Consider the following 20,995-nt stretch of genomic DNA (forward strand, 5'->3'; position numbering starts at 1 on the left):
CTCCTTTGGTTGGCCGCAACCAACCAATTTCTTTGCTCCGCGATTCATTTGATCGCGGGGCTTTTTTTTGCGTGCGGTTTTTGCGGGTTGCCCCGATTGCCAGCGTCGGCAACCCCGACCTGACGCCGGCCTGCCTTCATCCGGCAACCCGCTGCGCCTGCTGCGCAAACCACTGCATGATCACGCCGCACGCCGGATGCGACGCCGCCGCAGGTTGCGGGCACAGTGAATAGTTGCCCCGGGTCTTCAACGGTTGGCCAAACGGAATAACCAGCACCCCGCGATCGATCGATTCCTGGGCCAGGGTCATGTCAGTCATCGCCACGCCGAGCCCGCGTGCGGCAGCGTCCAGCGCCAGTTCATCGAGGTTGAAGGGGATGTGCCGGTAGTCTTCCAGCGGCTTTCCTCCATTGGCTGCCAGCCAATCGATCCACGCTTGCTTGTCCGCCGAACGATGCAGCAGGGCGAAGCGCACGAGGTCATCCACCGAATCCAGTGGTCGGCTGGCGTCGGCCAGACCGGGCGCGCAGACCGGCACCAGCGCTTCTTCGAACAGCGCCAGGCAGGCGGGATCGGTCGAAGGTTCGGGCAGGTAAAGGATGTAGGCGTCGCTGTCGCTGGCCGGTTCGACGATCTCGGTGGCCACGGTTTCAATCGACAGGGAAACGTCGGGGTGGCGCAGGTAAAAATCGCTCAGTTTCGGCAGCAACCAGCGCACCGCCAGGGACACGTGCATGCGGATGCGGAATGGGCGTTTTTGCGGTGAGAGCCGATCTTCCAGATTTTTCAGTTGTTCGAGAATACTCCGGGCGCTGGCCAGCACCTGTTCCCCCTCGACGGTCAACTGCAGGCTGCGGCTGCTTCTGACGAACATCGGCACGCCGAAATGGTTTTCCAATTGCTGGATTTTCCGGCTGACGGCGCTTTGGGTCAGGAACAGCTTTTGCGCCGCTTGGGTGAAGCTGCCGCAATCGGCGACTTCTATCAGCGCTTGAAGGCCCTGGAGGGAAGGAACGTGGCGAATGTTATCCATGCGTTTTCCGAATGGCTCGATGATTTTATAACGTTGGTTGTATCACTTCGGACCTTATAGATTCCAGCTCTGGCTGTAACCCTCTGAACCCCGTTATGCGTCCATCGCATGAGTTCAGAAGGTGGCACGCCGATCTACAGTCAAATGAGGTGATGCATGGAAAATGTCTGTGGCTGGATTGCGCAAGCGGGCGATGCCCCGGTGCGTGATCGCCTGAGCGGTACGCAACAAGCCGATTGGCTGATCATCGGCGCCGGAATCACCGGGTTGTGCGCCGCTCATTCCCTGGCCGAACTGCACCCTCAGGCGCGCATCGTGATCGTCGATCGGCAACGGGCGGCGCAAGGCGCGTCGGCGCGCAACTCCGGTTTCGTGGTGGCCCACGAACACCCGGCCACCGATGAACTTTGCGGTCATCAGGGCTTCGCCGGTTATGACATCGATACCTCGATCTCCCGCGCCGCCAGCCAGGAAGTCCGTCAGCGGATTGCCCGTCATGGCATCGAGTGCGATTTCCGGGAGGCCGGTTACTTCTTCGCCGTGAGCGACCCGGCCAAGCTGACCCATGTCGAGGCCAAGCTGCAAACGCTGCACGCGGTGGGCGCTTCTGCGCAGTTTCTGCAAGGCGAACCGCTCAAGCAAAAACTCGGCACCGGGCATTACCAGGCGGCGATCTGGTGTGGCAACGGCAACGCCTTGCTGCAACCGGCCAAGTACGTGAAGGGCTTGCTGGAGGCGTTACCGCCGACGGTGACGCTCTACGAAAACACCGACATCACCGGGCTTGAGCGTGCGGGCAAAGGACACATCCGCGCCCAAGGCGTCGAGGGCAGCATCGTCGCCAAGCAAGTTTTGGTGTGCCTGAATGCCTTCATCCCGCGCTCAGGCATCGCCGACAGTGGCACGTTCGCGATGGAGCTCAGCGCCAGCCTCACGCGGCCCTTGAGCGATAAAGAGTTTCAAGCGATCGGCAGCGTCGAACCGTGGGGCGTGCTCTCCACCCGGCCACTGGGCGCCACGGTGCGGCTGACCCCGGACCGTCGGGTGATGATCCGCAACACCGCCGAGTACCGCGCCCGGGATTTATCCAACACTGATCTGCACGTGCGCCGAAAACACCATGTGCTGGGTTTGCAACGCCGGTTTCCATTCTTGAGCGAGCAAGACATTCAATTCACCTGGACCGGACACCTGAGCGCCTCGCGTTCCGGCCAGCCGTTTTTCGCCAAGGTCGAGGAGGGCGTGTTCGCCGTGGCCGGTTGCAACGGCTCGGGCGTCGCTCGCGGCACGTTGTGGGGGCGGCTGCTGGCGGAATTGGCCTCGGGTGCCACCTCGCCCTTGTTGACGTCGGTCATGCAAAGGGCTCAGCCCGGTTGGCTGCCGCCCAAACCCTTTCTCGATATCGGTGCCATGCTTCGCATGCGCGTGGAGGCGGTCAGGGCCAGAACAGAAATCTAGAACACCGGCTATCACACACAATAAAAGTTCTTCAAAGGTGATCGAACATGCGCGTCCATCCTGTTTCCCTGGCGGTCTTGCTCACAACGTTTTCGGCGGCGGCGTTCGCTGATGAACACGTCAATATTTCCAACTGGAGTGGTTACATCGCCGACGACACGTTGCCCACGTTCACCAAGGAAACCGGGATCAAGGCAACCTACGACATCCACGACAGCAACGAAGTCCTGGAATCGAAGTTGATGACCGGTAACACCGGGTATGACGCGGTCAGTCCGTCGAACCATTTTCTGTCGCGGCTGATCAAGGCCGGGGCGATCCAGAAACTCGACAAAAGCCAGTTGCCCAACTGGAAAAACCTCGACCCGGCGCTGATGAAAAAACTAGAGGTCAACGACCCGGGCAATCAGTACGGTTTCCCCTATATGTGGGGCACGGCGGGGATTGGTTACAACGTCGAGAAGATCAAAGCGATCTTCGGCAATACCGATGTCACCCGGTCCTGGAGCCTGTTTTTTGATGAGGCCAACATCAAGAAGCTGAGTCAGTGTGGCGTGGCGATCATCGATAACCCGACGCAAATCCTGCCGATCACCCTCAACTACCTGGGGTTGCCGCATCACAGTCACGAGCCGGCGGACTACGCCAAGGCCGAGCAGGCGTTGCTGAAAATCCGCCCGTATATTCAGTACTTCCACACCTCCAAATACGTCAGCGACCTGGCGAACGGCAACATCTGCGCGGTGATCGGTTTCAACGGTGACATCGTCCAAGCCGCCGCCAGTGCCAAGGAAGCCAAGAACGGCATCGACATCGCTTATTCGATCCCGAACGAAGGCTCCACGCTGTGGCTCGACATGGTGGTCATGCCCAAAGCCGCGCCGCACGAAAAGAACGGCTACACCTACATGAACTACCTGCTTGAGCCCAAGGTGATCGCCAATATCAGCAACAGCGTGCATTACGCCAACGCCAACCTGGCGGCGGATCAATATGTGGTACCGGAGGTGAAGCAGGACCTGGCGATTTACCCGCCGAAAACGGTGCTGGACAAGCTGTTCATTGTCGAAGACCTGCCGCCGGCCATTGCCCGGTTGACGACGCGGTTGTGGAACAAGTTGAAAACCAATACGTAATAACCGTCCCGCCAGGCCGCGCCGCGACAGGCGCGGCCCAACGAACGGTTTCGCTTAACCCGATATCGGAATCACCAACGAAAGCCAGGTGTTCCAGCCTTCGGGGCGATTCTCGGCATCAAACTCGTAGTAACCCTTGAGGTTGGCGTACCACAGGTCTTTGCCGACCTTGAAGAAATGCCCGGCCTGGGGCCCGACGGCGCTGACTTTGGATTTGAAATCGCCCTGGGTCGCGCCGCTGCCGCTGTCGCCTGTGACTTGGTGATAGAAGTAACCGACCAGGCCCAGTTGAGTCTGGTCGGTCACGAAGCGTGAGGCGCTCCAGTCCAAATGCGCGTCGACGCCGTTTTTGTAATGGGTGTCGCGGTTTTCCCAGTTGTGGGTCAGGCCCGCCACGGCGGAAAACTCGTTGGTTTTGTCGAAGTAGGTGTAGCCGCCGCCGGCATCCAGCGAGGCATGGCCGAGCCCGATATTGACCAGGCGATCCGGGTCATACGCGCCGACCGGCAGGTTGCCCATGGTGTACGCCATGAAGTTGTGCACGCCGTAATTCCATTTCATCGTGCCCAACAGGTAAACGTCGCTGGCGCCCTTCAAGCTGTCGTCCGTGCCCCCGGAAAAGGTTCGTCCGCGCGGGCCGGTCAGCGTGGCGTCGATATTGGCCTCTGAACGGCCCACCGCCGCGACCATCGACACGGCCGCCTGAGCCCCCAGCAACGGTTCGGCGAAGGTGTACGTGGGGCTGGCGAACAGCAAATCGGCTTTTGCATCCAGCCCCAGGGTGGTCCGGCCACCCCGTGGGAATGGCTTGCTCCCGCCGTCGCTGGCGTTGACGTGGTAGTACACCAGCGGAAGGCTCCAGCCGGGCGTGGTCGGTGCCGCCGCCAGTGTGCCGAACTGGCCTGGCAGCCAGAAACTGATACCGCCGTCATCCGCGAGCGCGGTGAAAGCCGGTAACAAGGCCATCAAACCCATTAATTGTTTTGTTTTAAGCATCGGGGCCTCGTTTTTAAACTTTTTCTGAAAAATCAATGCACGGGGAAGAAGTGTAGGCGAGTGTCGGGATTTGGCTTGTTTCGGGTTGCGGCGAAGGGACAGAAACACACCGATAAGGCAATTTGCTGGCCCCCAAGCGCCGGAGTAATCGCCAGAATCGCCGCACTTTCAGGTGGTTAGGTGAATTCAATTGCGCAATGTGTTGATCTCGTTTGCCCTGGCGAGCGTTGCAATCCCGGTCGAGGCCAGGGAGCTGCAGTCCAATGACAAATATATGTGCAGCTGGGGTGCGGGGACGGCGGCGAGGGCTCAGGAACTGAAGCTGGCGGGTGTCTCACTGTATGCCGCACGGCAGAAGATCCAGGCTTATCCGTTCAACAAGTCGTGGATGCGCATGATGGCCATGGGTATCACCGAGCAAACCTATGACAGCAAGTCGCGAATCAAGCCCGAGGCTATCCGGCAGGGCTTTTATGAAGACTGCGTGAAGTACAAGTTGGCGCGTAAATGACGCTGTCGCCGGCCCCTTCGGTGTCATAGCTGAACCAATGCTGTCGGCTTGCGATGTTTCATTATGTTTCAGGAGTCTTGCCGGCTTAGGATGAGGGCTTCGGGTTGTGCGTGGCCATGCTTGCAGCCAAAGGGAACGGAGCAATGAAATCGAATCTCTTCAAAGTCGTGTTGATCGCCGGTGCTTTGTTGCTGAGCGCCTGTTCGGGGTCCGGTGTGACCACCAGCACCTGCTTTTCGGACGGTTGCCAGCAGTTTGACGGCCGAAGCACCAACAAGCTGAATTTTGGCGGCAGCGCGATTGGTAACAACTTCAACGAATACAGCTCGGGCCTGTTGCACGATTAACCAGCGCCCATGAAAAAGCCCGCACGAGGCGGGCTTTGAAATCGAGTAGGTGGCCGGTGCTGGTCTCCGGCTTACGAGGTTTATCAGGCCTCTCACAGGAAAGTTTTTTGCGTTCAAAATTGTGTACTTTCCTGCCTCACACGGCATAAGGGCTGGATCTCAGCGCGGAGATCTTTCTAACCGTGTACCCTTCGGAGCGCGCCCCACGCGTCCTCGCTATCCTCTTGCGCATCAGTCTGCGTCTTCACCTACACCTTTGAGACTAGCAAAGGGTTCGACACCCGGCCGGGGCTTTTTAGACCGATTTTTTTCAAGGCGCGGCGTTGCAGGATGGAACGGTGCTATGACCGACCGGGCAACATTATTAGTGCTTCGATACACACGCCTGTCGTGATGAAATAGCGGCCCGTTTTCTGTCAGCAATATCGGAGTCGTTACATGAAGCAAGTCGCCTTACTGACCTTCGCTTTAGTGCTCAATGCCGGATTGTTCAGCATCCCGGCAAGCGCGGCCGGCGATGCCGAAGCGGGCGGCAAACTGTTCGGCAAAACCTGCGGTGGTTGCCATCAGGTCGGCGAGTCCGCACGGGGCGGTTTCGGGCCGCAGCTCAATGGCATCATCGGGCGCACGGCTGGCAGCACCACGGACTATCAGTACTCCGAGGCGATGAAAACGTCCGGCGTGGTCTGGACCCGCGAAACCCTCGCCGCGTACATCGAAAACCCCAAAGGTGTGGTGTCCGGCACCCGCATGATTTTCTGGGGCATCAGCGACCCGGAAAAAATCGAAAACCTCTTGGCCTACCTCCAGACTTTCCAGCCGCAATGAGCCGAGCGCTAGCGAAACCGCTCCGGGATCGCTTCTGCGAACGGGTAGAACGCAAAGTACGGCTTGGCCTCTTCGATGACCCGCAGCACTGAGGGCCTGAGCATCAGTCGCTCGAAATAGGCGTGCAAGTGGGCATGGTCGTTGGGAAATGCCACCAGCGTACTGGCATAGAACAATGCCGGGACTGCCGCGCAGTCAGCCAGGCTGAAATCCGCGCTGGCCACCCAGATTCTGGACGCCATCCGTTGTTCGAGCATGCGGTATGCCGTTGCCAGCAGTGTGCGTTCCTTGGTCAGGTCGCCGTGGGCGGCGTAGATCCGATCCGCGACGATCCGTTGCATCGGTTCATGGACGTAGTGGTCGAAGAATCGATCCCACAAACGGACTTCCAGCGCCGTCTCCCAATCGTCTGGCAGCAGCGCATGTTCACCCGGATAAACACGGTCCAGGTATTCGATGATCAGCGTGGATTCCGGCACATTGCGCTGGCGCGCGTGATCGCGAATGACCGGGAATTTGCCGATGGGCCAGAGCGCCTGCAACTCGGCTCTGTCGGCCTCGTTGGTCAGGTCGATGATTCTTTTTTCGAAGTCGACGCCATTTTCGTACAGCGCGATCAGCACCTTGTGGCAGAACGACGCGAGCGGATGGTAGTAAAGCGTCAGCGGCATCTTTCAGTTCCTCGGGAAAGAGTGAGCACACGACTGAAATTATTGATCATCCGTCAGACCCCGTGATCTCAGTCGACCCAACGGTCGTTGAGCCTCTGGAGGAAATGGGTTTGTCAGCAATACTCAAGGGTCTCTCATCATCACCCGAGACGACGCTCCATGAAGAAGGATGCACAGGATTCAAGCGATGGAGAGCCGGGTGCTTCGGCCTCTGCGCAGATCGACGAAAAAATCAGCGGGCTTGGCGACTGGCGCGGCGAAACGCTGGCGCAGGTTCGCGCGCTGATTCGCCAGGCTGACCCCGAAGTGGTCGAGGAAGTGAAGTGGCGCGGCGTGCCGGTGTGGTCCCACGCCGGCATTCTTTGTACCGGCGAAACCTACAAGGCCGTGGTGAAAATGACTTTTGCCAAAGGCGCTTCGCTGGAAGACCCGTCAGGGCTTTTCAACTCAAGCCTGGAAGGCAACACCCGGCGCGCCATCGATATTCATGAAGGCGAAACGATCGATGAACAGGCATTACAGGCGCTGATTCGCGCCGCCGTGGTGCTGAACACTTCGAAGAAACCGGCTAAATGAACGGCCCGGTCACTGCGCAATGAAGTCGCGAATCGCCCGAATGGTCGGAGTCGGCGCTTCTTCCATCAGCCAGTGCCCGGCGCCCGGTACCACCACTTGCGTGACGTTGTCCGCCGCGTTGCGCATCACGATCGCTTCATTGTTGCCGAAGGACTTTTCACCGCCGACCGCCAGCACCGGCATTGTCAGCCGCGTTGTCATCGACGCCTCGTTGTCCACCGCGTCCTGACGAATGCTGCGGAACTGAGCGAACGCGGCGCGCATCGCACCGGGGCGGGCGTAGAGCTTGGCGTAGTGCTGACGGGTTGCTTCATCGATCTTGGTGGGATCGCCCGCGAACTCGTTCCAGAAGCGATCCAGGTAAATCCGTTCGCGACCGGCCACCAGCCGCTCCGCATCCGGACCGCCAAAGTCGAAATGCCAGAGCATCGGTGAGCGGACAATCTCGTCCCACGGCTTGATCCCCGGTACCGGCGCGTCCATCACCACCAGCCGATCCGTCTGTTGCGGATAACGCGCGGCATAGGCGAAGGCAACCATGGTGCCGATGTCGTGACCGATCACCACCGAATGTTCGATGCCCAAAGCCGCCAACACCCCGCGAATGTCGCCGGCCTGGGTCTTCTTGTCGTAGCCGCTGTCCGGAATCGACGACAAACCCATCCCGCGCAGATCCGGCACTACGACCGTGTGATCCCGCGCCAGGTCAGCGGCCAGTGGCGCCCACATGTCGCCGGTATCGCCGAAACCGTGCAATAGCACCACGGCTGGCCCCTTGCCGCCGACGCGTACGTGAAGGGTGACACCGTTCAACGGGACGTCCTGGACACGGAAAGCGCTGGGGAATGGCGTGACGTCTGCCTGTGCGGGGAGGCTCAGGGTAACCAGCATAAAAGCGGTTAGCAGGAGGCGGGTCATGGCAAGGTCTCTAGAGGGAATTGAGTAACGTCCAGCGAAACTATGAAAGGGTAGCTGGTCGGGAGGATTTAGCGGCTCAAAGAGCAATCGTCGGTGCCCGGTCACAGATCCTGTAATATTTTGAAACATCTGGCTCTGGGGAGCAGTCCATAGAGCTCAGCCCTTTTAAGAATCGCCCATGAAGACTCCTCGACCGTCCGCACGCCTGGAACCGCTTTCCCAGCTCAGAAATCTCAAGATGGCCCGATCTGCGCACGCTTATGTTCGAGGCAGTACGGTGCAGTTTTACGAGTGGCTGCATAGCCAGTCAGGCAAGCGACTGCCCAAGGGACCCGCCGTGTGGATCTGCGGCGACTGCCACGCTGGCAATCTCGGGCCGACTGGTGATTCCAAGGGCCGAATTGATATTCACATTCGCGACCTGGATCAAACCGTCATCGGCAACCCGGCTCACGACCTCGTTCGGTTGGCGCTGTCCTTGGCGACCGCCGCCCGAGGCTCGGATCTGCCGGGTGTGGCGACCGCACGAATGCTTGAAGAAATGATGCGCGGTTATGAACAAGCCTTTGAAGACGACGTCGATGAAGAACCGCCACGGCCCGAGCAGATCAAGGCCAGCATGCGCAGCGCGGTGCAGCGAACCTGGAAACACCTGGCTCGGGAACGCATCGAGAACACCCGGCCAACCATCCCCCTCGGTAAACGTTTCTGGGCACTCTGCGCCAAGGAGCGTGACGCGCTTGAGACGCTTTGTGCCACCCCGCAAATTCATACGTTGGTGACCTCGCTCAAGGGCCGGTCGAAGGACGATCACGTCGAAATGCTCGACTCCGCGTACTGGGTGAAAGGCTGTAGTTCGCTGGGTTTGAAGCGTTACGCCGTACTGATGGGGATCAGTAACGATGACGATCAGGACTATTGCCTGCTGGACATCAAGGAAGCCGTTGGCGCCGCCGCGCCGCGCGTAGCCCGGGCGGCCATGCCGAGGGACAACGGTCAGCGCGTGGTGGAGGGCGCGAGGTTTCTGTCGCCAGGCCTGGGTAATCGCATGCTGGCGACGCGGATTCTCGACAGTGGTTTCTTTATTCGCGAGTTGCTCCCGCAGGACATGAAACTGGAACTCGATCAACTGAGTCAGCGCGATGCGATGCGCGCCGCCGGGTATCTGGCGCGGGTGGTGGGGATCGCCCATGCGCGGCAGATGGACATGGCCACGCGCGCGTCCTGGATAAGTGAGTTGCAGTCCTGTCGTTCGAAGATGCTGGACGCGCCATCCTGGCTTTGGTCGAGCGTCGTTCAACTGGTCGGCAACCATGAAAAGGGTTATCTGGAGCATTGCCGTCGTTATGCATTACTGCACTAAACCTGCCTTTCGTCGGCGTTGCGCGCCTAACGCCGGGCCGTCAGGAAATTCAATGAATCTTCCGAAACGGGGTGACTCGTAACAGGAAGAGCGGCGAACTGAATATCGCCGGAATTTTCCTAGTTTTGACTGCCAGGTATGCCTATGACTTCCCTTCAGCCCATGACAGGTACGCCTGTAAATCCGCCGGCACCAGCCGCCAATGCTCAAGCCCGATCCATCTATGAGGCGTTGATGCGGCCGAACGTCAACGTCGACGTTGTTGATTTTCTCAATCAGCAACTGGCGCTCGCCGATTGTGAAGTCTGTGAGATACCGGCCACTGCGGAGCAACTTCAGGCGTGGATTGGCCAGGGTGTAGCGCAAGTTGCCGAACAATATGCGGCCTATCTGAAAGCGCGACACGCGGGTGGTCCCCGACAATTTTTCAGCGGACGTAGCCATGCGATGTATTTCCTGCAACACGTCGCTCCGACCAAGTTAGTGGACGGCGCCTGGCTGTACGCGATGTTGCCGCAGTGGGCGGACTATCGATTTCATGGGTTGATTCGTACTTATCTGGAAGAGTTGGGGGAGGGCGAACCGGCGCTTAATCATGTGTCGTTGTACAAGAAGTTGATCGCCGACATCGACGGCGACCCCAGTGACACGCTGGCGGATATTTATTACGTCCAGGGCGCTATCCAGTTGGCGCTGGGCAATCACGGTGCGCAGTTCCTGCCCGAAGTCATCGGCTACAACCTGGGCTATGAACAACTTCCGCTGCACTTGCTGATCACCTCTTTTGAATTGAATGAGCTGGGCATCGATCCGCAGTACTTCACGCTGCATGTCACCATCGATAACGCCAGCACCGGTCATGCGCGTAAGGCTGCCCAGAGCGTGCTGTCGCTGATGCCCTTGGGGGAGGAGCGTGATGAGTTTTATCGGCGCGTGGTTCAAGGCTACAAGCTCAACGAACTGGGGATTGGCTCGACGGCCGTGATCAAGTCGTTCGATCTGGAGCAAGAAGTCATCGCCATGCTTGAGCGCAAAAGAGCGTTCGGGCAACACATGCACTCCGACTATTGCCGGCTAGAAGGCCTGACAGTGAATGAGTGGCTGGCGAAACCCGGGCAGATTCCGGAGTTTCTCGCTGCGCTATTAAAGAAGGGCTGGATCAAGCGTGATGAAGACCCGGCCAATAGCCGTTTCTGGAAGCTGATCGATGGCGCTGGCGCGCCGATGTTCGGGGTGTTCTGCGGATACGAAAAACAGTTGCTCCGGGATTGGATTGCCGGCAACTGGACGATGGAAGACGGCGAAGGTGAGCCCCCGCGTAATACGGGCAACGCGTTCAGATTTCAATTCAGAAGCAAGACCTCCACACAACCTGATGTGCAGTCTTCGGCTGACCCTGACCTTCAAGGGTTAATCGGCGACCTTGAGCAGTGCGCACCGGGTGAAAGAATGTCGTTGCTCATCAATTTTATGCACCCGGCCATGCACGCGACCCCGGCCGGACTCTTTGCTACGAGGGAGTTCGTCAAAGTGATGAGCGAGAACATCAAGGGGCACCAGGCATGAGCGGACAGGAAAGAGAGCAGGTGCCAACGGACGACTTCGGCTTTGAGCCTTCACTGCTGCAACTTGGTTTTTGGCTCCAAAACAGCCGATACACGTTCATCACGCCAACGCCCATCACCCATCAACGGGTCAACGACAGGGCTGGCGACGAACCTGGCACAACGCTGCGGGATGCGTTTGGCTGGAACAGGCCGTTTGCACCTGGTCTGTTACCCCTTACACAAGAGAAACAATTGCTCGCCCATCGATTGCTTGAACACCAGCAGGGACGTCTCAAAAGTACTGTTAGATGGTCAACGCTGAATAACCTGTTACTGGCTCATTCTGCCTTCCCGACTGTCCAGGAAGACTCGGTCTTTTTTGGCCCGGATACCTATCGATTCGCACAGTCGATAGAACGTCATCTGCGCTCGAACCATAGCGTCATCAAGCGCGCCGTCGACATCGGTTGTGGCACCGGCGCCGGTGCGATGCTCATTGCCCAGGCGCACCCCCAGGCGAAAGTCATTGCGGTGGATATCAACCTAAAAGCGCTCATGTTCACCCGCATCAACGCCGAACTGGCAGGTCTGAACAATCTGATCTGCCGCACGAGCAATGTGCTCAATGAACTGGAAGGGCGCTTCGACTTGATTGTCGCCAATCCGCCTTACATGAAAGATTCAAAGCAACGGGCGTATCGACATGGCGGCGATGCGCTGGGTGCCGACCTGTCGGTCAGAATCGTTCATGAATCGGTTGAGCGGTTGTCGGTGGGCGGGTCATTGGTGCTTTACACCGGGGTTGCCATTGTTGACGGCCAGGACCCGTTTCTTGCCGCCGTGGCGCAGAAGCTCCAAGATCCGTCGCTGGTGTGGCGCTACCGCGAACTCGACCCGGATGTTTTCGGTGAGGAATTACTCGAAGCCGGGTATGAACACGTTGAGCGCATTGCGGCCGTGGAGCTGATCGTGACGCGACGTGTTTAAGTGACTCTGCCGGAGCCATCCTGAAAGAAAGTGGTTGAAGTGGCGCCGTGTCCTTTTGGCGCTACTCACTGGCTCATTGGCGTTAGTCGGTCACCGACAGGCGCGTTAGAGTCGACGCCACGTTCCTGGCTTCCCGGATGCTGCTCATGACCCGCCCTCGATTCCTCCCCGATAACTTCACCCTCACATTGATCAGCGTGGTGATCCTCGCCAGCCTGCTGCCCGCCAGCGGTCAAGTCGCCGTCGGCTTCGGCTGGCTCACCAACATCGCCATTGCCCTGCTGTTTTTCCTGCATGGCGCCAAGCTGTCCCGTGAATCGATCATCGCCGGTGCCGGGCACTGGCGCCTGCATCTGCTGGTGTTCAGCCTGACTTTCATCCTGTTCCCGCTGCTGGGCCTGGCGCTCAAACCGTTGCTGTCGCCGCTGATCGGCAACGACCTGTACACCGGCATGCTCTACCTCTGCGCGCTGCCCGCCACCGTGCAGTCGGCGATTGCTTTTACTTCCCTAGCACGGGGCAACATCCCGGCGGCGATTTGCAGTGCGGCGGCGTCCAGTCTGTTCGGGATCTTCCTCACGCCGTTGCTGGTGACGTTGCTGTTGAACGTGCATGGCGATGGCGGCTCGACGGTGAATGCCATTCTGAAAATCAGCGTGCAACTGCTGCTGCCATTTGTTGCCGGGCAAATTGCTCGGCGCTGGATTGGCAGTTGGGTGGGGCGTAACAAGAGTTGGCTGAAGTTTGTCGACCAGGGCTCGATCTTGCTGGTGGTCTACGGTGCGTTCAGCGAGGCGGTGCTTGAAGGCATCTGGCATCAGATACCGCTCTGGGAACTGGGGGGGCTGGTGGTGGTTTGCTGCATCCTCCTGGCGCTGGTGCTCGTGGCGTCCACCGTGTTGAGCAAAGCCTTCGGTTTCAATCAGGAAGACCGCATCACCATCCTCTTCTGCGGCTCGAAGAAAAGCCTGGCGACCGGCGTGCCGATGGCTCAGGTGCTGTTCGCCGGCAGTACGTTGGGGGTGTTGATCCTGCCGTTGATGCTGTTTCACCAGATTCAACTGATGGTGTGTGCGGTGTTGGCGCAGCGCTATGCCAATCGCACGGAAACGGTCGCGCAGATGATGGGGCAGGTGGACCCTTGAGCCGGCGACCTTGATGTAACGGGACTTCCCCGTCCCATAGCGACTTTTCAGCCCGTTGCCGGTTAGCATGATGCTTTATCAACGCATCAGCCGTAATCGAGTAACCCAGACCTTGATCGAACGACGCCAATTCAGCGGAGGCATGAAAGGGAAAAACCTCCGCTATTTGAATGAGCACTCAGACCAACCCACTCAAATGGCCCGGACAGGTTTTCTGTTGCTGGAGCATTTCTCGCTGCCGGCGTTTACCCAAGCGCTGGATACGATCATCACCGCGAATCTGCTGCGCCCCGGATTGTTCTCCTCCCGCACCTTCAGCTTGAACGACGGCGAGGTCGTCAGCGATCTGGGGCTGGTCATTCGGCCCGATGCGCGGATCGACTGTTCCGAGATCCGTGACCTCGATCTTCTGGTCATTTGCGGCGGCTACCGCACCGAATTGAAGGCCAGTGATGAATTGATCAACCTGCTGAAAATGGCGGCGGAGCAGGGCATCAGTCTGGCCGGGTTGTGGAATGGCGCGTGGTTTCTGGGCCGCGCCGGGTTGCTGGATGGCTACCGTTGCGCGATTCACCCCGAGCATCGCCCGGCGCTGGCGGAATTCTGCAAAGTCACCCAGGTCAGCAGTGAGCCCTACATCATTGACCGGGACCGGCTCACAGCGTCCAGCCCATCGGGGGCCTTCCACATGGCGCTGGACTGGATCAAGGGCTTGCACGACAAAGCCCTGGTTGAGGGCATCGAGGACATCCTGGCGTTCGAGGAGTCGCGCTACCGGCGTATCAAACCGACGGAAAATATCTGTTTGAGCGCGCCGTTGCGTGAGGTGGTCAACCTGATGGGCGCCAACCTCGAAGAACCGCTGGAACTGGATCAACTGGCGGTTTATGCCGGTCGCTCCCGGCGCCAACTCGAGCGTTTGTTCAAGGAACAACTGGGCACAACACCGCAACGCTATTACCTGGAGTTGCGGATCACCGAAGCGCGTCGACTGCTCCAGCACACCGAGCTGTCCCAGGTTGATGTGCTGGTGGCCTGCGGTTTTGTCTCGCCGAGCCATTTCAGCAAGTGCTACAGCTCGTACTTTGGCTACCGACCCTCCAAGGAAACGCGGCTGGTCAAGTAAACCCCCGGAGACTGCGCAATGTCTGACCGTGAAATCATCATTCCTGAAACCATGCGGCCGATTGTCGCACGCGCCGGCTACGCCCCCGCCGTCAAGGTCGGCGACACGCTGTACTGTGCCGGTCAGGTGGGACGAACCGCTGAAATGGCGGTCATCCACGATCCTGAGCAGCAGTTCGTCGTCGCCTGGGAAAACCTTCGGCAAGTGCTGGCCGCTGGCGGCTGTAGCTTCGAAGATGTGGTCGACATGACGACTTATCACGTCGAGATGGCGAAACACATGGCGGTGTTTCGTGAGGTGAAGAACCGGATCTTCCCAAAAGGCCTGTGCGCCTGGACGTGTATCGGTGTCAGTGAGTTGGCTCACCCGGGGCTTTTGGTGGAGATCAAGTGTGTAGCGGTGCGGCGAACGTAGGGCTATGCTGCGGCGCATTCTTATTTGCCAATTACAACCAACAAAGTGATGCCATGAGCCAATCAGAGCTGCATGCGACCGCGTTAGCATTGTATCCAGAGGACTACCGCGAGGCGGCAGCGCTGCTTAAACAGGCAGTGCCGCTCATGGTGCGTCACAACATCCCGCCTAACCCGGTCCATTACGCGCTTTGGTACACCTATAGCAAAGGCCTGGAGCCGGAGCTCAATCGTCACCTGGACCGGGTGGTCAAAGACTTCGACTATTTCCCCTCGGAGTCCGCCTCGAAGCTGTTTCGCGACTTCATTATTCGCGACGAGCTGGAAGATGCCCGCGCCGGCCAGCAACAGGCGATCAATCTGGTTGATGGCATGGAGCGAGACGTCTCGCACAGCGTCAATGGCAGTCTCAATTTCAAGGCCAGTCTGGGGCATTGCCTGGACATGCTCGCCGAGCCGGTCGACAAGCGTTTGCCGGCGATCCTCAGCGAGCTGCAACAGAGCACGCAAGCGATGCACGATCAGCAGGAGCGCTTTCTCGCTCAACTGCATTCGGCTCAAAACGAGATTAAAAGCCTGCGCGACAAGCTTGAGCGCGCCCAGTTGGACGCGACCCTGGACGGTTTGACTCAGGTGCTCAACCGCAACACCTTCGCACGCGTGCTGGAGCATGCGCTCAAGACCGACGCGCAGATTGTTGCGCTGGTGATGCTGGACATTGACCATTTCAAGCAATTCAACGACCAGTATGGGCATCCGCTGGGCGACCGCGTGCTCGAACATGTGGGGCAGGTGTTGCGCAGCTCGCTTCCTCCTCAGGCCCTGGCGGCGCGTTATGGCGGCGAAGAGTTTTGCGTGATCCTGCGCGAGTGCACCGATCTCACGGCGGCTCGTGACTTCGCGGAACTGCTGCGCCAAAAAATTCAGTCGCTGCGGATCAAGGCGCGTGGCACCAACGAAGTGCTCGACACGGTGACGGCATCCTTCGGTGTCGCCCTCGCTAATCCGCACGATACGGTGGAAAGCCTGGTGACTCGTGCCGACGATGCGCTCTACCAGGCCAAGCACAATGGGCGCAATCAGGTGGTGTGATGAGCGTCACGCGTGACGCGTAAGCTTTCCGGGCGTCTATGACTTTTATAGCCAGTGTTGGCTCTCTATATTTCGCAAGAGGGAGATCTTTTTATGATCATCAAACCGCGCGTTCGTGGTTTTGTCTGTGTGACCACCCATCCCACTGGCTGCGAAGCCAACGTCAAGAGTCAGATTGACTACGTTAGCGAAAAAGGCGCGATTGCCGCAGGGCCGAAGAACGTACTCGTGATTGGCGCATCGACCGGTTACGGACTGGCAGCACGAATCACGTCAGCTTTTGGTTGTGGCGCCAATACGCTCGGTGTGTTTTTCGAGCGTGAAGGTGATGCGGGCAAGCTCGGCACTGCCGGCTGGTACAACACCGCTGCTTTTCACTCGTTTGCCGAATCGAAGGGCCTGTACGCTAAGAGCATCAATGGCGACGCTTTTTCCGATGAGATCAAGCAGCAGACCATCGACGTGATCAAGCGCGACCTCGGCAAGGTCGACCTGGTGGTTTACAGCCTGGCCGCACCGCGTCGCACGCACCCCAAGACGGGCGAAGTCTTCAGTTCCACCCTCAAGCCGCTGGACCACCCGGTGACCTTGCGCGGCCTGGACACCGATAAGGAAGTGGTCAAGGACACCACGCTGCAACCGGCCACCCAAAGCGAAATCGATGGCACGGTAGCGGTGATGGGCGGCGAAGACTGGCAGATGTGGATCGATGCCCTGGATGAAGCGGGTGTTCTGGCCGAAGGTGCGAAAACCACCGCTTTCACCTACCTGGGCGAAAAGCTGACTCACGACATCTACTGGAACGGTTCCATTGGCGCGGCCAAGAAGGACCTGGACCAGAAGGTTCTTGGTATCCGTGAGCGATTGGCTGTTTTGGGCGGCGATGCGCGGGTTTCGGTATTGAAAGCCGTGGTTACCCAGGCCAGTTCCGCGATCCCGATCATGCCGCTGTATCTGTCCTTGTTGTTCAAAGTCATGAAAGAGCAGGGCACGCACGAAGGGTGCATCGAGCAGGTCTACGGGCTCTTCGCGGACAGCTTGTACAACCCGTCTCCAGTCGTGGATCAAGAGGGCCGCTTGCGTGCGGACTACAAGGAACTGGCTCCCGAAGTCCAGGACCGCGTGAAGCAACTCTGGGATCAGGTCAGCAATGACAACCTGTATGAACTGACGGACTTTGTCGGTTACAAAGCCGAGTTCCTGCGTCTGTTCGGTTTCGGCGTCGAAGGGGTGGACTACGAGGCGGACGTCGATCCGGACGTCAAGATCTCCAACCTGCTCCAGGCTTAAGTAAGCCGCCGGTGTACAAGGCTGCCTCGCCGCCCGGTGCGGGAGGCAGTCACGGCCCTTGATTGGCCGTAAAGCGAATAAAACTATTGAAAAAACCCGCTATAAGCTTTAAAGGAGAAGGTCACTGGCACATTGCTAGCAATCAGTAAGTGAGTATCGCCAGTTTTTGGCTCAGGGAGCGCTGATGAGTTTTCGTCCATTGACCGACTTCCCCCGGCAATCGAACGATTGCGATGTTGTCGCATCTCAACAAAAAGGGAACTCGGATACTGTCGGCATGGCCCTCGCTGGCAACGACGATACGATCGAGCAATTGCTGGACTCTGCGCGCAAGTGGGGCCATACCACTTCGTGGGTGGTTTACCGCGCGGGTGAACAAATGCATTTGGTCGGGCAGGGCGACCCACGGGTGCACTGGCCGTCAATTGTTGTGAATGAAGAGTTTGAAGCTTTTTGCCTGACCCGCCAGTTGCACCGCTGGCCCACCGGTAAAGGCGAAACGGTGTTGGGTTGGCTGCTCGCGCCAGTCGACGATGCCACGGAACCGGCGCTCGCCGAATTTGCCCAGCGCCTGGGCATTCAGGTGCAGACCGATACCCTGGCCCGCGCGCAGATAACTCAGCGTGTGCTGTATGAAATTACCTACCTGGCCAGCTCGACCCGCGACCGCTCAGTGTTTCTGGTGGGGGTTCACCAACTGCTGGCTAGCCTGATCGACGCCGAGAACTTCTATCTCGCGCTGTATGACCCTCACACCGGCAAGATTGACTACCCGTATTACGTCGACATCATCGACGTTGATGCCCTGGAGTCCGAAAACTACGAATACCTCGACCGTTCGCACCTGTCGTTGACCGGCCAGGTGTTGACCACTGCTCAGCCGTTGCTGATCGACGCTGCCGGCATCCTCGCGGCGCAAGCCGAAGGGCGGTTTTATTGCGTGGGTGACCGTCCCGAGTTCTGGATGGGCGCACCGTTGAAAAATGCCTCGGATGAGGTGTTTGGCATGCTGGCGATGCAGGTCTACGACGTGGCGCGTACCTACAGCGCTGAAGACCGTGCGTTGTTTCTGGTGGTGGCCCGCCACGTGGCCATGGCGCTGGACCGGATTCTGCACCGTGCGGACCTGGAAGAGACGGTGATGCGTCGCACCCTGGAGCTGTCGGCGCTCAACGATGCCTTGAGGCAGGAAGTGGCCGACCGCGAGCGCGCCGAACATCTGCAGAGCGCGCTGTTCCAGATTGCTGAGCTGTCGAGCCAGCCTGGCGACATGGCTGAGTTGTTTCAAACCCTGCATGGCATCGTCGGTGAACTGCTGTTTGCGCAGAACTTCTACATTGCACTGTTCGACGACGCGACCAGTGAAGTGACTTTTCCGTATTACGTCGACGAGCGCCAGACCATCTGCCCGGCGGCGCGGCGTGGGCGCAGGGGCTTGACGGAGTACGTTATTCGTCAGCGTCGAGCGTGCCTGATTGATGTCGACGAAGCGGACCGATTGTCTGAGCAGGGTGAAATCGAACTGGCCGAGGCGTATTTCCGGTCCTACTCCTGGCTGGGCATTCCGTTGTTCGATGGCGATGTGGTGCGGGGCGTGCTGGCGGTGCAAAGCTATACCTCGCAGGTGCAGTACACCCAGCGGGACCAGGAGTTGCTGACGTTTGTGTCGCGGCACATCGACACCGCGTTGTCGCGGCGCACAGCCGCCGAAGCGATCCATGCCGCCAACCTCAAACTGGAAGCTCGGGTGCAGAACCGCACCCGCGAACTCGATCACGCCAATGCCAAGTTGCAACACGAAAACTCCCACGATGCGCTGACCGGGTTGCCGAATCGTACTTACCTGCAGCAGCGCCTCAATCTGGCCTGGTCGCGGTTCGGCAGCGAAGGCGGGCACCTGGCGGTGATGTTCATCGACCTCGACCGGTTCAAAATGGTCAACGATAGCCTTGGCCATCACTTTGGCGACCTGCTGTTGATGCAGGCGGCCCACCGTTTGCGCGGCTGCCTGCGCGACACTGACATGCTGGCACGGCTGGGCGGCGATGAGTTTTCGGTGCTCGCGCCCGAGGCGCCGCTGGAGGTGGTGATCGAAATCGCCGAACGGATTCTGGTGGCGTTCGACCTGCCGTTTTTCATCAATGGCTATGAAGTTTTTTCGTCCTGCAGTATCGGCATTGTCAGCGCCGACAGTCAGTTCCATGACGAGCCGGCCGACTTGCTGCGCGACGCCGATGCGGCGATGTACCGGGTCAAGAGTGCCGGGCGCGACAGCTATGCGGTGTTTAACCAGGAAGTGCGTCGTGAAGTCTCGGATCAGGTCGAGCGTGAAGGGGCGTTGCGCAATGCGCTCAAACGCACCGACGAACTGCTGCCGTATTTCCAGCCGATTGTCAGCGTCGAAACCGGCGAACTGTTGGCCCTGGAAGCGCTGATCCGCTGGCATCAGCCGGGCGGCCGGGTGATCGCGCCGGGCGAGTTCTTGCCGGATGTCGAAGGCCTGCGCCTGATCGGGCGCCTGGACTTGTACATGCTTGCCAGCGTCGCCGAGATCCTGGCAAGGCCCGAGCATTCCAACTGGCCGGCGGTGCACGTCAATTGCTCCAGCTACAGCATGACGCGTCCGGACTTCGCCAGTGAGGTGCTGGCATTGTTGGCGCGGCATGGGGTCGCGCCGTCGCGAATTTGCCTGGAGTTGACCGAAGGTGCGCTGGTGGCTGAACCGGCGATTGCGCGACTGACCATGCAGCAATTGGCCGACAACGGCATGTCGGTGGTGCTCGATGACTTTGGTGCCGGGTTTTCATCCCTGAGCTATGTGCATCAATACCGTTTCAGCGGCTTGAAGATCGACAAGTCGTTCATCCTCGAGCTGACCACCAGTGCCCGCAGTCGCGCGATCGTCCGGGCGATTGTGCGCATGGCCGAATCCCTGGGCCTGAGCGTGGTGGCCGAAGGTGTCGAGGATGAAGCGACGCTGGTGCTGCTGCGGGAAATGGGCGCAGGGCAGGCCCAGGGTTATTACTTTGCCAAGCCAATGGGGTTGGAGGCGTTGTTGGCGACTACGTTGGTGGCTCGATAGGGGTTGAAACGGTCAACCTATTTCAAATTGTTACCGCAGTCTGATTTTTTTTGTTAGATTGCGCGCCTCAAAAATCAGTCAGGGATGAGTTATGTTTTTTGTTATTTGGCAAGGATGGGGCGTTCTTTCGATTCTTATTCCGCTACTTTGCGTGGTGCCTTTCGCGGTGCTCTTCCATGGGTACGGGCTGGGGCTCGGTCTTTTGGTGGGCGCGGCGATCAATGCCTACGTTGGCCATCGGCTGAACAATCAGCCGGGCAAAGTCTTCATTGATAAAGACACCGGTGGCGAAGTCGTCTTTCGCAAGAAGAACACATTGTTCTTTGTGCCGATGCAGTACGTCTCAGTGCTGTGGGCAGCAATGGGTGTATTTGCGTTGCTCAACGCGCACTAAGCGCACCGCATAGAGCTCAAGCGCGCGGCATCTACTTCTCCAGTAGAACGCGCGCCGTTAGAAAGCTCTAAGAGTCTGCCAG

At 58.9% G+C, this 20,995-nt stretch carries 20 protein-coding genes; 16 read left to right on the top strand and 4 right to left on the bottom strand.

From position 1 onward, the window contains the following. Nucleotides 1-136: 136 nt before the first annotated feature. Entirely contained in the window at nt 137-1,033 is an 897-nt protein-coding gene (locus V5E99_RS21940) for a LysR substrate-binding domain-containing protein (protein WP_499804342.1), read from the bottom strand. 156 nt (nt 1,034-1,189) lie between these two features. Between V5E99_RS21940 and V5E99_RS21945 the strand changes: the two genes are divergently transcribed. Both V5E99_RS21945 and V5E99_RS21950 read left to right on the top strand, forming a co-directional pair. After that, on the top strand, nt 1,190-2,491 hold the full coding sequence (locus V5E99_RS21945; protein ID WP_499804343.1) for an NAD(P)/FAD-dependent oxidoreductase: 1,302 nt from the start codon (nt 1,190-1,192) through the stop codon (nt 2,489-2,491). A 47-nt stretch (nt 2,492-2,538) separates the two neighbouring features. Then, complete coding sequence (locus V5E99_RS21950) at nt 2,539-3,627, top strand: polyamine ABC transporter substrate-binding protein (RefSeq protein ID WP_499804344.1); 1,089 nt, start codon at nt 2,539-2,541, stop codon at nt 3,625-3,627. 54 nt (nt 3,628-3,681) lie between these two features. Here the strand turns inward: V5E99_RS21950 and V5E99_RS21955 are convergent, their stop codons facing one another. Next, nucleotides 3,682-4,623, bottom strand: coding sequence for a SphA family protein (locus V5E99_RS21955; RefSeq protein WP_499804345.1), 942 nt, complete (start codon nt 4,621-4,623; stop codon nt 3,682-3,684). A gap of 190 nt (nt 4,624-4,813) precedes the next feature. Here V5E99_RS21955 and V5E99_RS21960 point away from each other — a divergent pair, with 190 nt between their 5' ends. From V5E99_RS21960 to V5E99_RS21970, 3 genes are all read left to right on the top strand, one after another. After that, nucleotides 4,814-5,134, top strand: a complete 321-nt coding sequence (locus V5E99_RS21960; RefSeq protein ID WP_499804346.1) for a hypothetical protein — start codon at nt 4,814-4,816, stop codon at nt 5,132-5,134. Between the two features lie 143 nt (nt 5,135-5,277). After that, on the top strand, nt 5,278-5,481 hold the full coding sequence (locus V5E99_RS21965) for a hypothetical protein (RefSeq protein WP_499804347.1): 204 nt from the start codon (nt 5,278-5,280) through the stop codon (nt 5,479-5,481). A gap of 438 nt (nt 5,482-5,919) precedes the next feature. Then, nucleotides 5,920-6,309, top strand: coding sequence for a c-type cytochrome (locus V5E99_RS21970; RefSeq protein WP_499804348.1), 390 nt, complete (start codon nt 5,920-5,922; stop codon nt 6,307-6,309). An 8-nt stretch (nt 6,310-6,317) separates the two neighbouring features. Here V5E99_RS21970 and V5E99_RS21975 read toward each other — a convergent pair whose 3' ends face one another. Next, a complete protein-coding gene (locus V5E99_RS21975) occupies nt 6,318-6,980 on the bottom strand; it encodes a glutathione S-transferase family protein (RefSeq protein WP_499804349.1) in 663 nt (220 codons plus the stop codon). Between the two features lie 159 nt (nt 6,981-7,139). Here V5E99_RS21975 and V5E99_RS21980 point away from each other — a divergent pair, with 159 nt between their 5' ends. Further along, complete coding sequence (locus V5E99_RS21980) at nt 7,140-7,556, top strand: DUF1801 domain-containing protein (protein ID WP_499804350.1); 417 nt, start codon at nt 7,140-7,142, stop codon at nt 7,554-7,556. A gap of 9 nt (nt 7,557-7,565) precedes the next feature. On the opposite strand, the gene V5E99_RS21985 is transcribed toward V5E99_RS21980, so the two are convergent. Continuing rightward, nucleotides 7,566-8,474 carry an alpha/beta fold hydrolase gene (locus tag V5E99_RS21985; RefSeq protein ID WP_499804351.1) on the bottom strand — a complete coding sequence of 303 codons (909 nt, stop codon included), beginning with the start codon at nt 8,472-8,474 and terminating at the stop codon, nt 7,566-7,568. A gap of 178 nt (nt 8,475-8,652) precedes the next feature. On the opposite strand from V5E99_RS21985, the gene V5E99_RS21990 reads away from it, so the two are divergent. The 10 genes from V5E99_RS21990 (at nt 8,653) to V5E99_RS22035 (ending at nt 20,913) form a co-directional block, all read left to right on the top strand. Beyond that, a complete protein-coding gene (locus V5E99_RS21990) occupies nt 8,653-9,837 on the top strand; it encodes a DUF2252 domain-containing protein (protein WP_499804352.1) in 1,185 nt (394 codons plus the stop codon). A gap of 144 nt (nt 9,838-9,981) precedes the next feature. Beyond that, complete coding sequence (locus V5E99_RS21995) at nt 9,982-11,403, top strand: iron-containing redox enzyme family protein (protein WP_499804353.1); 1,422 nt, start codon at nt 9,982-9,984, stop codon at nt 11,401-11,403. Next, nucleotides 11,400-12,371 carry a methyltransferase gene (locus V5E99_RS22000; protein ID WP_499804354.1) on the top strand — a complete coding sequence of 324 codons (972 nt, stop codon included), beginning with the start codon at nt 11,400-11,402 and terminating at the stop codon, nt 12,369-12,371. The genes V5E99_RS21995 and V5E99_RS22000 overlap by 4 nt, the downstream gene beginning before the upstream one ends. A gap of 146 nt (nt 12,372-12,517) precedes the next feature. Then, nucleotides 12,518-13,516, top strand: a complete 999-nt coding sequence (locus V5E99_RS22005) for a bile acid:sodium symporter family protein (protein WP_499804355.1) — start codon at nt 12,518-12,520, stop codon at nt 13,514-13,516. Nucleotides 13,517-13,682: 166 nt separating this feature from the next. After that, the gene (locus V5E99_RS22010) at nt 13,683-14,642 is read left to right on the top strand and encodes a GlxA family transcriptional regulator (RefSeq protein ID WP_499804356.1); all 960 of its coding nucleotides are present in this window, start codon (nt 13,683-13,685) and stop codon (nt 14,640-14,642) included. A gap of 18 nt (nt 14,643-14,660) precedes the next feature. After that, the gene (locus tag V5E99_RS22015; RefSeq protein WP_499804357.1) at nt 14,661-15,056 is read left to right on the top strand and encodes a RidA family protein; all 396 of its coding nucleotides are present in this window, start codon (nt 14,661-14,663) and stop codon (nt 15,054-15,056) included. A gap of 53 nt (nt 15,057-15,109) precedes the next feature. Then, nucleotides 15,110-16,147: a GGDEF domain-containing protein gene (locus tag V5E99_RS22020; RefSeq protein WP_499804358.1), complete on the top strand. Its 1,038-nt coding sequence runs from the start codon at nt 15,110-15,112 to the stop codon at nt 16,145-16,147. Nucleotides 16,148-16,240: 93 nt separating this feature from the next. Further along, on the top strand, nt 16,241-17,437 hold the full coding sequence (fabV, locus tag V5E99_RS22025) for an enoyl-ACP reductase FabV (protein WP_499804359.1): 1,197 nt from the start codon (nt 16,241-16,243) through the stop codon (nt 17,435-17,437). Nucleotides 17,438-17,714: 277 nt separating this feature from the next. Then, complete coding sequence (locus V5E99_RS22030; protein WP_499804360.1) at nt 17,715-20,519, top strand: EAL domain-containing protein; 2,805 nt, start codon at nt 17,715-17,717, stop codon at nt 20,517-20,519. A 91-nt stretch (nt 20,520-20,610) separates the two neighbouring features. Next, nucleotides 20,611-20,913, top strand: a complete 303-nt coding sequence (locus V5E99_RS22035; protein WP_499804361.1) for a hypothetical protein — start codon at nt 20,611-20,613, stop codon at nt 20,911-20,913. Nucleotides 20,914-20,995: the final 82 nt, after the last annotated feature.

It is taken from the genome of Janthinobacterium sp. LPB2021202312-11-4 (assembly GCF_037049705.1).
GTDB lineage: Bacteria > Pseudomonadota > Gammaproteobacteria > Pseudomonadales > Pseudomonadaceae > Aquipseudomonas.

Bases quoted from the DNA above. Each gene is read 5' to 3' on its own strand.
- V5E99_RS22000 (WP_499804354.1), top strand. From the start codon at position 11,400: ATGAGCGGACAGGAAAGAGAGCAGGTGCCAACGGACGACTTCGGCTTT.
- V5E99_RS22005 (WP_499804355.1), top strand. From the start codon at position 12,518: ATGACCCGCCCTCGATTCCTCCCCGATAACTTCACCCTCACATTGATC.
- V5E99_RS21990 (WP_499804352.1), top strand. From the start codon at position 8,653: ATGAAGACTCCTCGACCGTCCGCACGCCTGGAACCGCTTTCCCAGCTC.
- fabV (WP_499804359.1), top strand. From the start codon at position 16,241: ATGATCATCAAACCGCGCGTTCGTGGTTTTGTCTGTGTGACCACCCAT.
- V5E99_RS21970 (WP_499804348.1), top strand. From the start codon at position 5,920: ATGAAGCAAGTCGCCTTACTGACCTTCGCTTTAGTGCTCAATGCCGGA.
- V5E99_RS21945 (WP_499804343.1), top strand. From the start codon at position 1,190: ATGGAAAATGTCTGTGGCTGGATTGCGCAAGCGGGCGATGCCCCGGTG.
- V5E99_RS22015 (WP_499804357.1), top strand. From the start codon at position 14,661: ATGTCTGACCGTGAAATCATCATTCCTGAAACCATGCGGCCGATTGTC.
- V5E99_RS21980 (WP_499804350.1), top strand. From the start codon at position 7,140: ATGAAGAAGGATGCACAGGATTCAAGCGATGGAGAGCCGGGTGCTTCG.
- V5E99_RS21995 (WP_499804353.1), top strand. From the start codon at position 9,982: ATGACTTCCCTTCAGCCCATGACAGGTACGCCTGTAAATCCGCCGGCA.
- V5E99_RS21950 (WP_499804344.1), top strand. From the start codon at position 2,539: ATGCGCGTCCATCCTGTTTCCCTGGCGGTCTTGCTCACAACGTTTTCG.
- V5E99_RS21965 (WP_499804347.1), top strand. From the start codon at position 5,278: ATGAAATCGAATCTCTTCAAAGTCGTGTTGATCGCCGGTGCTTTGTTG.
- V5E99_RS21940 (WP_499804342.1), bottom strand. From the start codon at position 1,033: ATGGATAACATTCGCCACGTTCCTTCCCTCCAGGGCCTTCAAGCGCTG.
- V5E99_RS22030 (WP_499804360.1), top strand. From the start codon at position 17,715: ATGGCCCTCGCTGGCAACGACGATACGATCGAGCAATTGCTGGACTCT.
- V5E99_RS21955 (WP_499804345.1), bottom strand. From the start codon at position 4,623: ATGCTTAAAACAAAACAATTAATGGGTTTGATGGCCTTGTTACCGGCT.
- V5E99_RS21985 (WP_499804351.1), bottom strand. From the start codon at position 8,474: ATGACCCGCCTCCTGCTAACCGCTTTTATGCTGGTTACCCTGAGCCTC.
- V5E99_RS22020 (WP_499804358.1), top strand. From the start codon at position 15,110: ATGAGCCAATCAGAGCTGCATGCGACCGCGTTAGCATTGTATCCAGAG.
- V5E99_RS21975 (WP_499804349.1), bottom strand. From the start codon at position 6,980: ATGCCGCTGACGCTTTACTACCATCCGCTCGCGTCGTTCTGCCACAAG.
- V5E99_RS22035 (WP_499804361.1), top strand. From the start codon at position 20,611: ATGTTTTTTGTTATTTGGCAAGGATGGGGCGTTCTTTCGATTCTTATT.